The organism is Microbacterium sp. (assembly GCF_048259935.1).
In the GTDB taxonomy this organism is placed as follows: Bacteria; Actinomycetota; Actinomycetes; order Actinomycetales; family Microbacteriaceae; genus Microbacterium.
The window spans coordinates 1-13,245 of the sequence record NZ_JBLXHF010000001.1; the positions used below are offsets into that span (position 1 = coordinate 1).

Consider the following 13,245-nt stretch of genomic DNA (forward strand, 5'->3'; position numbering starts at 1 on the left):
AGTCCGCGACGACGGTGATCAGCGCGGTCTCGGCTCGTTTGCGGCGCTCGAGTAGCCATTCTGGGAAGTAGGTGCCTTGGCGCAGCTTTGGAATCGCGACATCGATCGTGCCGACGCGGGTGTCGAGGTCGCGGTGAAGCGCCCTGAGTTTGCTGGAGACTCCTGGCCTTGGAAACGAGGATCGGTCTATGCCGAAAGTTCAGACAACAGGGAAGCCAACGACGCGTCGGTATTCGCCGGAGGAGAAGGCCGCTGCGGTCCGGATGGTACGGACGCTGCGAGCCTCGGCGACGTCCCGCCGACCGAGTTTAAGCAGACGTTCTATGCTGGTCAAACCACAAGCGGTCAGCTGATGGGAATCAAATAGCGCGAGTCTCCATCAGACTCAGGGCGCTTCAGATCGACGCTGTCACCAGCGGTGGTCCGGCCACTCTGAACGAGGTCCGCCGACCCGGCCGGACCCTGAAGAAACGCGCTACGGATCTCCTCCTGTTCCTCGCCCGCCTTCGGCGCCAGCAACGGTCTCACCGAAGCCGCCAACGGGCGGCTCAAGCATCTCCGCGGCACCACTCTCTGTGTCCGGAACGTCAGCGACTAAATCGCCCGGAGCCTGCTCGAAGCCGGAGGATTCAGACCACGATTACTTCCCTCGCGCGTGAAGACTCTGTTTGGGCATCATGCCAGCGACGATGGTTCCGAATCAAGGAGCACCGATACTTTGATCAACGTAAACTACCGTGCCCACGCACGTCGAGAACGAGTATATGTCGCATATTTAACAACAAGGAGTGTCGTATTTGCTACACACAGCGCGACGATAACAGAAAGAACTGAATTGTTAGTTAATGAAATCAAGACTGCTAGGCAAGCTATAAACATCGAGACGCTGATTGCCGTTGAAGCGAAAATCGTGCGATCTTTGTGGAATGCATACAGGCCATAGTGTGGTATCAGGGAAATATTGTATAAAGCCGAGGCGATCATCGAGGCCGGAATCGCCCAGCTGTATTCGACGTAAACATTCTGGCCAAACCACGTGGATATCCAGGAATGTGACACTATCGCTGTTAGTACTGCCGCGCCTGAAACGATCGTGGTTTGCCATGTGATAGAGCGCATGATCTGCCGAAAATCTATATACGATTTTTCGCGGGCAGCGGTAATGAGAGAAGGATAATTGAATTGCATAATCCCAACTGCGATCACACTACTCAAGCCGCCGGAGATCGTGACGGCTAAAACGTAGGCACCCAAAACATCTAGACCATCAAAATATGCCACAATTTGACGATCTAGAGTGAAGAGCAGTCTGAGCAATAGCGTGCCGCCCAGGAACGGCAAAGCGACAACTAGCCCCTTCCTGACCCATGCCCAATCAACCCGCAGTCGTCCTCGAGGGGTTGTATGGTGCAAGAACAGAAGTCCGAGGATGATTGCAACTACGTTAAAAACTGTCCAACTCCCGAAAACCCACTCGATCTTTCGGAGGTCGCTGGATGCTGCAAACATGATGACTACAGTGAGGGGCATCGCAGCCTGTCTTACCAGAATAACGACACTAGCAGCGAATTGTTTCGAGAGGGCGATCAGCGTTCGATCAATGTCTTGTGCCCATTGCTCGGAGATCGCGATGGTTGCTAACCAGCCGACAATGCTCCAGGGTAGTAAGGTGCTTATTCCAATACCGATGAAGACGGGTGTAGCTATTAATGCGATAGTTCCGAGAATCGCGGCGTGGGAAGTGAGCTTAGTTCTCCACGTTGATCTATCTGATTCAAGAATTTCACGAGTGCTATACGTATAAAAATCCATTCCGAGCGCATAAACGGCATAAGTGGCAGTAGCCGCAACGAGCCCGTAGAGTCCGACCTCAGTCGGTGGCAGAAACATGGCGAGGGCGAAGATCAGTAGGAAGCGCGCCGCGAGTGCAGTGAAACGAAGAGAGGTCGACGCCAAGCGAATAGTACGCTTACGCATAATAGGGCCCTGATTTCTGTGATTACCCTGCTCAGTGAGCGGAATCAACCAATTCTCAAACTAGTCTCGCTCCAGCGATGTCGGGGAATATTGCGCGCAGCTGCGGCTCATATCGAAGGCATGGCCCGCGAAGCTGTCCTGTGAAGAGTGCCTGGGTAAACCTCGTGCGTCATGGTGACAGCAAGATCTTGTTCCGGCACCGCGTACAACTTTCTCCACAGACGTATCGTAGATGCCAACTGTAGTGCGCGCTGCACCGTTGGTGCTGTGAACTACAAGTTCTACGTGCTAAGAACCCCTTGACAAGAAGTCCTGTGACTTGAATCACAGCTTCCTGAACGGGGGCGAGGGTTGCCTGGTGGCAGTGGTGTCACGTCGAACTTTTCCTCTGGCGGACCACAGCTGGCGTTGGAAGCCGTAGTAGGCCCGTCTCGTTGCGACTCTTGCTGCTTCAACGCACGGAGTATTCAACACCGTGAATAGTTGGGTCTTCGCAGCGGGTTGCCGGCGTCTCAGCAATGGCTCGGTTGAGCTCGGGGTGCTCGCGACTCCCAACCTCGAGAAGAAGTTCCTACATCATGCCCGGGAATCGGACTCACCGGTGTGGCTGCCCGATATATATCTGGGGTTGTCCCATGGCGGTGCCACAGTAGCTGCTTGCAGCCCACGCGACGTGATCGTCTCGGTGGTCATGATCGATGGTTTGAACTAACGCCTGATCGTGGTCTCTTCGATCAGGTACTCGGAGATGAGCTACGGGCCGGTTATTCGTGTGTACGTCGAGGCTGCTCCTCGCATGAGCGATGATGATGGGGGTCTGATGCAGGAACAGGTGACTGTTCTGGTTAGGCCGCGAGGGCCAGGTCGTTGTTCATGATGGTCTCGAACTCGATGGGCGTCAAGCGGCCCAGGCGGGCCTGACGGCGCCGGCGGTGGTAGGTTCGCTCGATCCAGGTCACGATGGCGATGCGCAGCTGTTCACGGGTGGCCCAGGAGCACCGGTTCAGGACGTTCTTCTGCAGCAGGCTGAAGAATGATTCCATGGCCGCGTTGATGCTCCTATATCTGTCAAGCCGCAGTTTGGAGGGATGGTCGGGCTTCGCGGATGGGGCGCATCGCGGCCCAGAGTTCGCGGGCGAGAAGACGTTTCAGACACCGGATGATTTCGGACTTTGTCTTGCCTTCGGTGATCCGGCGGGCGACGTAGGCCTTGGTGGGTTCGTGGTGCTGCATTCGAACGATGACGACGCGATAGAGCGCGGCATTCGCTTGCCGATGGCCGCCACGATTGAGCCGGTGTCGGGTGGTCATCCCCGACGATGCAGGGATCGGGGCGACTCCGCAAAGCCTGGCGAATGCGGCCTCTGAGCGGATCCGTTCCGGATTGTCACCGGCGACGATCAGCATCTCGGCCGCGGTGTCAGGACCGACCGCGAAGGCTTTCGCGAGGTCGGGAGCGACCTGCGCGGTCAGCTCTGCCAGGAGCTTCTCATGCCCGGAGATCTCGGCGTCCAGCACTTCCCACCGACGAGCGATCGACCGCAACGTGTGCTTGGTCGACGCGATGATCGTGGTTACTTGGCCCGGACGAAGCGCCGCGCAACGGTGAATGAGCGCCATCTTCGATAGCGGCTGCAGCTCCTGACGCAGATCATCGGGGGCATTCACGATGACCTGCTTGAGGCTGATCATCGCGGATGTTCGCGCCTTGACAGCGATGTCCTTGGCGACCTTGATCTGACGGATCATCTCCACGGTTCCGTCAGCTGACTTCGGGATGGCCGTGGCCAGGCCCGCGAGAACTGCCCTGGCTGCATTCTCAGCATCGATCGTGTCGGACTTGCCTCGCAACCGCCGGTCGCGACGGTCCGTTCTCATCACCTCCAGCGTCCCAATTCCACGACGGCGCACTGCGCCGGCCAGGCCTGCACCATAGGAACCGGTGCCTTCGATACCGAAGGTGAGCTTCCCGCCGAACGATTCGCCCCAATCGACCAGCTGACCGTAGCCACCGGAATCCGCCGCGAAAGACCGGCGATCCAGGACCACGCCGAGCTCATCGATCGCGACGGCGACGTGGACGTGTTTGTGAGTGTCTACGCCGACAACGACTCGACGGTGACAGGGTGAGTGACACTGGCCGGTCGGGTGGACGGGACTGTGATGGGACTGTTGCGATCAGGCTCCTATGAGGTCACGCCCGCCCGGCCAGCACCACGAGGGTGATGCGCCTCCTGACGGACGACAGATCAACAGCAAGGACACCCAGACTTCGAGGTCAGTCGTCAGCAAGAGTCAGGCCGCCAGGAGGTACTCGACACTCTCACAGTCGCCGCATGACGCGACTCTGCCCATCGAGCCGACGAGATTGTGGACGGTGAGTTCGCGGCGCAGTTTCCTGCTTCGAAATTGCGATCCTCTGTCCGAATGGACGATGCAGCCGTTCACGACTCCGCGCATCCGGGCGGCGTTGCGGACGGCGCGGACCGCGAGCGACGCTTTCATCCTCGAGTCCATCGAGTAGCCCACGATCCGACCGCTGAAGGCGTCTTTGACAGCGCAGAGGTAGAGCTTGCCCTCAGCGGTCTGGTGTTCGGTGATATCGGTCAGCCAGAGCTGGTTCGCCCGGTCCGCTTCGAACCTGTGCCGCTCACGCCCGTGCTCGTCGATGACGACGCAGAGATCATCGTGAACGGCAGGGCCGGGCTTCTTGCCGTTCTTGCCGCGCTTCTTCCCGAACACGCTCCACCAGCCGTTCTCCGACGCGATCCGCCACGCCGTCCGATCCGACATCGCCTCACCGCCCTCGACACGGGTCTCATCGGCGAGGAGCCGATACCCGAACTCCGGATCATCGCGGTGAGCGTCCAACAGCGCGTTCGCCCGATATGCCTCCTCCAACTCCCGCCCGGTCACGGGGGTTGCCCGCCAGCGATAGTACGGCTGGCGCGCGAGCTTCAATACCCGGCACGACACCACGACAGGGATGCCGTCCGCGGCGAGCTCGCTCACGAGCGAGTAGAGCCTTTTCCCGGCAGATGAGCCTGGGACAGATACGCGGTCGCGCGACGCAGGACCTCAACTTCCTGCTCAAGCAGACGGTTGCGCTTGCGGAGCTCGCGCAGCTCCACGGACTCCGACCTCGTCTCACCCGGCTGCTCACCGGCTTCGATCCGCGCCTGACGCATCCACTTGTCGAGAGTCCCGACATGGACACCGAAGTCCTTCGCGATCTGCGCGAGCGTGACCTCCGGATCACGACTCTCCGCAACGCGGATCACGTCGTCGCGGAACTCCTTGGGAAACGGCTTAGGAATGAGGACATCCTTCCAGGCCAGCCCTCTCGGCTAGCCACGTTCGATGTCACCTGTTCCTGCATCAGACCCCTTTGGCCCGAGTCGTAGGGCGAAGAGTAGCTGTCGTGAGGTAGTCACAGCCAGCCTTTCGATGAACGCTGGCGTGCTGCCCGGGCGGCATCTGTGCCGCTCGCGCTATCTCCGGAGTTACGGGAAGTGCGACAGCGCTGCGATGCGCGTTCGAAGACATGCGCGCCTGGTTGACTCGATAGGATAGGCGCGAACGGGGGACAGGTTGCCCCTGGGCCAGGTAGACTATTCAGGGAGACGAAGTGTCTGTTCTCGAGGGATCAAGTATCCTCATCACCGGTGGGACCGGTTCATTCGGCAAGGCTTTTATCCGATACGCCCTCGATAATTTGAACCCGCGTCGACTCGTTGTCTTCTCTCGCGATGAGCTGAAGCAGTACGAGGCTCGACAACTCTTCAATGATGACCCACGTCTTCGATGGTTCATCGGAGATATTCGTGACGAGCGTCGACTGGCTCGAGCTCTTCATGGAGTTGACTATGTAGTTCATGCTGCTGCTCTAAAGCAGGTGGACACCGCCGAGTACAATCCCTTCGAGTTCGTTAAGACAAATGTCTTGGGTAGCCAAAACGTCATTGAAGCATCGATTGATGCTGGAGTTAAAAAGGTCGTTGCGCTCTCGACAGACAAGGCTTCGAGCCCGATTAATCTTTATGGCGCAACTAAGTTGACTGCCGACAAGCTCTTCATCACGGGGAACCACTACGCGGCTGCGTATCCCACCCGATTTTCCGTGGTGCGGTACGGGAATGTAATGGGGTCTAGGGGATCAGTTATCCCGTTTTTTCGGAAGCTGGGTGAACAAAATAAGGCGTTGCCGATCACTGACCTCAGATGCACAAGATTTTTCATTACGCTTCCGGAAGCGGTGGAAATGGTTGTGGAAACGTTTGAGCTGATGCAAGGAGGCGAACTTCTCGTTCCGCGGATCCCGTCAATGCGGGTAACGGATCTGGCACACGCGGTTGTGCCGGGGGCGGAGCTAGTAGACGTCGGGCTGCGGCCAGGTGAGAAATTGCATGAAGAAATGATCAGCCCGGAGGAAGGGCGCCGTGCGGTGAGTGTTCAGGACGGCAAATACTTCATCATCCAACCGGACATGGCCTCATGGGGGTACAGCGCCCCAGCGGGCGCAGTTCCAGTCCCAGAGGGGTTTGCTTACCGGTCTGATGTGAACGACCAATGGTACACGCGCGAAGAGATCGCGACCATCATCGGAGCAGGGATCTAGATCGTCGAAGTAGATACCTAAACATCGCGCTGCTCGGACGTTGGTTACTTGGTTCTGAGTGGCCTGGGGTGTGGTGAGAGCGACGTGGAGTTTGAGGAGGGAAGGGCGCTATGGGGGCAGATTGGCTAGTAACAGGCGGAACCGGGCTTCTCGGTGCAAACGCCCTCGTTCAATTGAGCGAGTCGGGAAGTGCAGTTGGTGTCGCCCGGTCAGCTCCGTTGCGTCGAAGCGGTAGGGCCGACTTCGTGATCGCAGATTTAAGCTCTTCGCAGGATCGTGATGGGCTGGTCGATCGGGTTGCTCCGCGGAACATTCTTCATGCTGCAGCAATCGCTACGATTGAGGGTTGCGAGTCGGACCCCGTGGCTACACGCGAGTTGAATGTTCGGAGTGCGGAGGATCTCGCTGGACAGGCTAAGACGGTTGGATCTCGATTTATTTTCATTTCGACAGACGCGGTTTTCGACGGTGAACGCGGTGAGTACGCCGAGGGGGATCCGACGAATCCGACCACGGAGTACGGTCGGAGTAAGGTCGAGGCGGAACAGCGTGTGCTCGCAGCGAACCCTGACGCAGTGGTCGCTCGAGTGAACTTCTATGGGTGGAGCCCGTCAGGGACACGAAGCCTTGCGGAGTACTTTATTAACGCGCTCTCAAGGGGCGGGGGCGCTGGTGGGTTTACGGACGTGACTGTGAGCACGACCTACGTCAAACATCTCATCGCGGCGCTTCAACAGCTCGCTACTACGGACGAGTCCGGGATCTTCCACGTTGTCGCAGGGATAGGCGCGTCAAAGTATGAGTTCGGGCGTGAAGTTGCGCGTGCGTTTGGTTTTGACCCAGAACTGATTGAGCCAGTGCTATCGACATCAGTTCTTTCAACTCCGCGTGGCTCTGATCTGCGTCTTCGCACAGATAAGCTTGACGCAGTGCTCGGTGCGCGGTTGCCATCGAGCGTCGCCGGGATCAACGACCTTAGACTCGACAAAGCGAACGGCCACGCACAGGCAGTCGCGCGTTACCGAAGCTGAACGGAGCCACAAGATGGAATTTTCGATCGCAGATCGTCGAATCGGCCAGGATCAACCGACCTATTTCATCGCTGATATTGCGGCAAGTCACGACGGCGAGTTAAGCCGTGCAATTGATCTCATTTATCTTGCTGCTGAAGCTGGCGCCGAGGCTGCAAAGTTCCAAAACTTTACGGCTAGCGAGATCGTCTCTGACCGTGGTTTCGCAGAGCTCGGCGGCAACTTAGGACACCAGGCAAGCTGGTCCAAACCTGTAACTCAAGTCTACGCGGAGGCGTCTATCCCCGCAGAATGGACGCCGGATTTAAAGCACGCCTGTGATGATGCGGGGATACACTATTTCTCGACTCCGTACGACTTGCCGACCATCGACATGCTCGCCCCGTTTGTCCCCGCATTCAAGATCGGTAGTGGCGATATCACGTGGCTTGAAGCGGTCGAGCACATCGCGTCGAAAGGAAAGCCGGTACTGGCAGCAACAGGAGCTTCGACGCTCGAAGACGTAGTACAACTCGTTGATTCGGTGACGAAACACACTGATGAGTTCGTGCTGATGCAGTGCAACACCAATTACACCGGTAGCCGCGATAACTTTGGCTATATCTCTCTGAATGTGCTCAAGTCATACGCGGTGATGTTCCCAGACCTTATACTTGGTCTTTCGGACCATACACCTGGGCACGCGACAACCCTCGGTGCGATCGCGCTCGGTGCGCGCGTCGTGGAGAAGCACTTTACGGATGATACGCGACGTGAAGGGCCCGACCACGGCTTCTCGATGGACCCTGCATCGTGGCGTGAGATGATCGACCGATCGAGGGAACTCGAAAGCTCTCTCGGAGGGCTTGTCAAGCGGATCGAAGACAACGAGCTTGACACAGTGGTTGTCCAGCGCCGTGCAGTTCGTGCTCGCCGACCAATACGGGCTGGCGAACGTATCGAGCGGGATGACCTGATCGCCGTCCGCCCGGCTCCTCGAGGGTTAGTTCCCGCCAATCAGATTGCACATGTCGTCGGACGCATTGCGGCGCGGGATCTCGCCTCCGATGACGGAATCGCTTGGAGCGACCTTTCGGCTATCGAGTGATGCGCGCGCTCTACGTTTCCCCGACCGAGGGTGTGCACGACCGTCGGTTTGTCGACGCGATAGCCGATTCCGGTGCGCAGGTGGCTTCGTTTCGATGGAGCGAGGCAACAGTAGAGTCACTCGCGACAGAGATAGAGGTACGCCAGCCGGAAGTCATTATGGCTGGCCCTATACCCACCGCAGCTTACGGGGTGACGACCATCTGGAACGGCCCGTTAGTCGCAACCTCATGGGGGTTTGATCTCATGAGTGACGTTGAGAGTAGCACTCCCATGCGCACTCGTGCGGGGCGGGTACTAAGACGCGCACAGGTGACAATTACCGACAACGACGCTGTCACCGCTCGGGCAATACAACTGGGGGCTCTTCCGAGCAAGGTAGTCAGTTTCCCCTGGGGTGTCGACCACGAAGTGTTTGTACAGGAGGGGCCCAATCTCAGGCGAGAGCTCGGGATCAATAGAGACGATGTCGTGATTCTTAGCGTACGAACGCATGAGCCACTCTATGACGTTCAGACGCTAGTTCGAGCATTCATCACGATTTCTCATGAGACTCCGTCAGCCCGTCTTGTTCTTGGTGGGGTTCACGGCTCCACGACGGCTTTGCTACGCAAAATGCTTGAACAGGCTGGCCTCGTTGAGAGAGTTCGGTTCCCTAGGCCACTATCTGGTCCCGCCTTAGCTGCTCTCTACAGGACGGCAGACATCTACGTGAGCACCTCTCCTGTCGACGGCAGTTCAGTCTCGTTGCTGGAGGCTATGTCGTGTGGGTTACCTGTTGTCGTCACAGACGTTCCAGGTAATAAGCAGTGGGTTGATCAGGAAACTGGGTGGCGTTTTGCTGCTGGAGATTCTCGTGACCTGTCAGGTATATTGCAGACGATGGCCGCAGATCTAACCGCACGTACGCGCCGGGCGGAAGCCGGTAGATCCCGGGCGCGAGAGTACGCTGACTGGGCGTTCGGTAAGCGGGCGCTTGTCAACGCTCTGCAGACCGCGATAGCGTCCCATAACCCAGAAGAGGCAGGATGAGGATAGCGGTTATCCAAGCGCGGATGGGGTCACAACGGTTGCCTGGGAAGGTCCTGGCTGATCTTGGCGGGCGTCCGATACTGGAGCATGTAGTCGCAAGATTGCGACGTGCAAGTACCGTAGATGTGGTTGTCGTTGCAACGTCGACTGCGCCGACTGACGACGAGTTGCAGTCGTTTTGTGAGGCCTATGGCGTCGATGTTGTGCGTGGTGACCAGTTCGACGTGCTCGAGCGGTTCGGCCAGGTGTTGGATCTTTACCCGGAGGCAGATGAGGTTATCCGTGTAACAGCTGACTGCCCATTCATTGACCCAGATGTTGTGGACGAGGTGGTCAACGCCTTGAGCGACGCGGATTATGCAACGAATCGGTTGCCTCCGCCACATCCTCGAACATATCCGGTGGGGCTAGACGTGGAAGTTGCGAGCCGGTCGGCGCTTCTGCGCGCCCGATCCGAGGCGACAGCACCCGTGGATCGCGAACATGTTATGCCGTTTCTGTATGCCGTGCCAGGGCGGTTCAAAGTGCGAGTCCTAGACCTGGACGAAGATCTCTCGAGACATCGGTGGACGGTTGATACGCCAGAGGACCTTGCAGTGGTACGAGCGTTGTACGCGAAGCTTCTTGGAGAGCCATTTGGGTGGAGGGAGGTCCTCGAGATTGCGCGCAAAAACCCTACTCTAGAGGTGCTGAATTCCGCTATTAGACAAAAATCGCTCGACGTAGTCGATTCGCGATGGGAAGGCGCCGTTTCCGCTGAACCACCTGCGTCCGACAGGAAGAAATAACCGGTCTCATCAAATGCTAGGGGCTATGGGCGGGGTAGTAAGCATTAATTGGAGCACCCAGCGGTTGCGAGGCTAACTGGGGTGTCCCGCACCATTGGCGTGTGACGCACGGAGAGTGATCCGTACTGGCCGTCAGAAGCAGTGAAACCCACAACAATAGTGCGTGTTTCGCTAGGAGGATTTTCAACGTTTATCTTTACGGCCGGTCGGCCGACATGGGTGACAGCCGAAAAACTTACGGGCTCCCCATTCACAGATACTGTGGCGGCTGTCGCTCCGACTGGTCCGTAGAGTACAAGATCGGTCGATATAACGCCCTTTGGGAAGAACCGCGCAGGCGAGATGTACGGAGCAAGAGCGTCAACGTCGTCCGGGGCAAGTGTGTTCGTTAGCGTAGCAGTAGTCGTGAACGTCGAAGGCTCCGGGCTGCATTGGGCGGATGCAGCAACGATCTCAAGTTGCATGTAGTAGTCGAGCTTACCTTCGGTGATGTCGTTGACGTAGACGCCAAGCAGAGTCTCGAACTCATTCGTCGAGGGCAGCGTGCCCGACAGTCGTGTCTCACCGATTAGCTCAGCCTCCGCAACGTCAGTGGGAACGTACATCAGCCGTCCTTCATTGATCGCCTTGGTGAGGGCTTCGAGCAGAGCTTTGGGATCAGCCGAACCGGATGTCACGGCGTCGAAGATCGTCCCGGCTGCAGTTGCGAAGAAGGCATCCTGCAGTTCAGGTTGCTTGATCTCTGCATAGATCTGATTGAGAAGGTAGGAGACGGCGTTATCGGCGTTGAGCTCGACAGGCTGGTCTGCGATCTCAACGTTATACCCCTCGATTTCGACGTATTCAGGAACAGTTACTGGTCCGGTCGCCTGCAGCAGGTAGCTGAGAGCCACAGGGTCGAAGGAAACGACAGCGTCTACGGGCGTTCCAAATGATTCTGCCCAGAATGCACGCACGATCTCGGCGGTTTCAGAGAATTCCGGCGACAACGTCGTGTCTTGAACGTAGCGTCCGATTTTGTCGCCGTAGAGGGCGACAGTCTCTGGATCCAGATCGATGATGGGCGTCGCGCGGCCATTGTTGAAATCGCCACTCGATGCCTGCTGCGTGATGCTGATCCTGCCTTGATCAGCTGTCAGGAGCACGAGAGCCGCGGGGTTACCTCCGGTACCGCGGGACTCGGCATTGTTCTGGAACATCATCAGATAGTTGCGTGGACCGTCCGCGCCGAGCGCGGTCGGCAGAACGCCGATGATGTCCTTCGCCGGGCCGAGCATGGGTTGAAGCTCATCGACTGCGCCTGTGAGCTTCACGAGCGCGTCCGCAACTTGCGGGATCAATGCGTTCTGATCGATCGTCTCGAGTTCCGTTGCGGCTTTGTCAACGGTTTCGGCCGCCTGCGTCACAGCCGCCTGCATCTCGGTGATCGCCTCGAGATTCACGGCGCCATCAACGGGCGTAAGCGCCTTGATATTCAGCGATGTTGCTGGGGTCAACGCGCCCGTCACCAGGTCATCGGTCACTATCGCCGCGGTGCGAACGGCGTGCAGGTTGGCCCCGACGACCGGGATCCACTCCAGGCTTTTCCAGACCTCGTCGTCGGTCTGTTCACGCGCATCGGCGGTCAGCGACGCAAGCTGCGTGGTGGTGGCGACCGCGTCTTCGGCGTCGCCAGCGAGAATCTGATCTTTCGCGACCGTCGCAAGCGGCATCGCCTGCTGCAGAGAGTCCCTCGCTGACATCGCGCGATCGAACACGCGCAGACCGACGACTACCGCGACAGTGATCAGCGCGACGACCACAAGGAAGACTGCGAACCCGATCCAACGGCGACGCTTGCGGCGGCGCGCCTTGGCCAGCTCGGCCTCAGTCGGTGGCGCGTCGTCACGCTCAGCATCGCTGATCAGATCATCGATCGAGGGCTTGCGCTCCGGCGCCTCGGAGGCAGCTTGCGGCTTATGACTTTCACGCGCGGCGCGGCGGCTGAGGGGCTTGTCAGATTCCACACAGTCATCTAAGCATCCGACGTGTGCTCGAACCTGTCGATTATCTGCTGACCTTACGTGAGCGCTGCGCGCACGATCCGCTCGACATCATCGATGGCCGGCGCAAGCTGAGATGCCGAGAGCTCGTACGTCTCGCGTGATCGGCGGTAAGGGTCGATGACATCGTCGTTCTCGGGGGCGGCCGCCGCCATGCCCCGTTGGCCAGTGACGGCGAGAGCTACCGCTCGCACGCGTTCACGCGGGTCATCGCCTGCAGCTTCAGCTGCGGCGCGCGCATCGTCGGTGCTGAGGCTCTGGGCGAGCCTCGCGAACTCTCTCACAGTGAACGTGCGACGTAGCGCTCCGGGAACAAGCTGCACCGCGTACGATCGGTGCTCCCGCGCCATCGTAAGGATGAGGTCTGCGTCCTTCAGCATCGGATCGATGAGGTACCGGGCGCGATGATCCGCAGCAGCGTAGGCGGTTGCGCCGAGTTCAACCGCGAGCTCTTGTGCTGGCTCAGTCATCTCGTGATCGACCAGCGCGTGAGTGCCGGCGCTGTGCACTCGGACGCCGAGCGGTTCAAGCTTGGCGCGAAGCAGTACCTCAGCCATGGGGGAGCGGCAGATATTGCCTGTGCACACGGTCAGGATCGTCGGGCGGATCTCGGAAGCGGTTGCCGTCACTGATTCGCGGAGAATTGGACTAGGCGTTGATGGCTCATCCGT

Annotated in this window: 11 protein-coding genes and 4 pseudogenes; 7 read left to right on the forward strand and 8 right to left on the reverse strand. The window is 58.5% G+C overall.

Annotated features, from left to right (window positions below):
* Positions 1–136: pseudogene (locus tag ACN0RC_RS00005) on the reverse strand (transposase); the annotation flags it as partial.
* Here ACN0RC_RS00005 and ACN0RC_RS00010 point away from each other — a divergent pair.
* Positions 77–367 (forward strand): hypothetical protein, encoded by a 291-nt coding sequence (locus ACN0RC_RS00010; RefSeq protein ID WP_417508624.1) that lies wholly within the window; start codon positions 77–79, stop codon positions 365–367. The pseudogene ACN0RC_RS00005 and the gene ACN0RC_RS00010 overlap by 60 nt on opposite strands.
* A gap of 32 nt (positions 368–399) precedes the next feature.
* Positions 400–598, forward strand: a pseudogene (locus ACN0RC_RS00015) (ISL3 family transposase); the annotation flags it as partial.
* Positions 599–732: 134 nt separating this feature from the next.
* Here ACN0RC_RS00015 and ACN0RC_RS00020 read toward each other — a convergent pair.
* The 5 genes and pseudogenes from ACN0RC_RS00020 to ACN0RC_RS00040 form a co-directional block, all read right to left on the reverse strand.
* Positions 733–1,977, reverse strand: a complete 1,245-nt coding sequence (locus ACN0RC_RS00020) for a lipopolysaccharide biosynthesis protein (RefSeq protein ID WP_417508018.1) — start codon at positions 1,975–1,977, stop codon at positions 733–735.
* A gap of 845 nt (positions 1,978–2,822) precedes the next feature.
* A pseudogene (locus tag ACN0RC_RS00025) lies at positions 2,823–3,029 on the reverse strand (IS3 family transposase); the annotation flags it as partial.
* Between the two features lie 16 nt (positions 3,030–3,045).
* Positions 3,046–4,074: pseudogene (locus ACN0RC_RS00030) on the reverse strand (IS110 family transposase); the annotation flags it as partial.
* Between the two features lie 198 nt (positions 4,075–4,272).
* Positions 4,273–4,989, reverse strand: a complete 717-nt coding sequence (locus ACN0RC_RS00035; protein ID WP_417508019.1) for a DDE-type integrase/transposase/recombinase — start codon at positions 4,987–4,989, stop codon at positions 4,273–4,275.
* On the reverse strand, positions 4,986–5,315 hold the full coding sequence (locus tag ACN0RC_RS00040; protein WP_417508555.1) for a transposase: 330 nt from the start codon (positions 5,313–5,315) through the stop codon (positions 4,986–4,988). The genes ACN0RC_RS00035 and ACN0RC_RS00040 overlap by 4 nt, the downstream gene beginning before the upstream one ends.
* 290 nt (positions 5,316–5,605) lie before the next feature.
* On the opposite strand from ACN0RC_RS00040, the gene pseB reads away from it, so the two are divergent.
* The 5 genes from pseB to ACN0RC_RS00065 all read left to right on the forward strand — a co-directional run bounded on the left by pseB (position 5,606) and on the right by ACN0RC_RS00065 (position 10,532).
* The gene (gene pseB / locus ACN0RC_RS00045; RefSeq protein WP_417508020.1) at positions 5,606–6,595 is read left to right on the forward strand and encodes a UDP-N-acetylglucosamine 4,6-dehydratase (inverting); all 990 of its coding nucleotides are present in this window, start codon (positions 5,606–5,608) and stop codon (positions 6,593–6,595) included.
* Positions 6,596–6,705: 110 nt separating this feature from the next.
* On the forward strand, positions 6,706–7,626 hold the full coding sequence (locus ACN0RC_RS00050; protein WP_417508021.1) for an SDR family oxidoreductase: 921 nt from the start codon (positions 6,706–6,708) through the stop codon (positions 7,624–7,626).
* A 13-nt stretch (positions 7,627–7,639) separates the two neighbouring features.
* Complete coding sequence (locus ACN0RC_RS00055) at positions 7,640–8,713, forward strand: N-acetylneuraminate synthase family protein (protein ID WP_417508022.1); 1,074 nt, start codon at positions 7,640–7,642, stop codon at positions 8,711–8,713.
* A 272-nt stretch (positions 8,714–8,985) separates the two neighbouring features.
* The gene (locus ACN0RC_RS00060) at positions 8,986–9,744 is read left to right on the forward strand and encodes a glycosyltransferase (RefSeq protein ID WP_417508557.1); all 759 of its coding nucleotides are present in this window, start codon (positions 8,986–8,988) and stop codon (positions 9,742–9,744) included.
* A complete protein-coding gene (locus tag ACN0RC_RS00065; protein WP_417508023.1) occupies positions 9,741–10,532 on the forward strand; it encodes a cytidylyltransferase domain-containing protein in 792 nt (263 codons plus the stop codon). The genes ACN0RC_RS00060 and ACN0RC_RS00065 overlap by 4 nt, the downstream gene beginning before the upstream one ends.
* 44 nt (positions 10,533–10,576) lie before the next feature.
* Here the strand turns inward: ACN0RC_RS00065 and ACN0RC_RS00070 are convergent, their stop codons facing one another.
* The gene (locus tag ACN0RC_RS00070; protein ID WP_417508024.1) at positions 10,577–12,334 is read right to left on the reverse strand and encodes a DUF4012 domain-containing protein; all 1,758 of its coding nucleotides are present in this window, start codon (positions 12,332–12,334) and stop codon (positions 10,577–10,579) included.
* Positions 12,335–12,591: 257 nt separating this feature from the next.
* The gene (locus ACN0RC_RS00075) at positions 12,592–13,203 is read right to left on the reverse strand and encodes a low molecular weight phosphatase family protein (RefSeq protein ID WP_417508025.1); all 612 of its coding nucleotides are present in this window, start codon (positions 13,201–13,203) and stop codon (positions 12,592–12,594) included.
* Between the last annotated feature and the right edge of the window lie 42 nt (positions 13,204–13,245).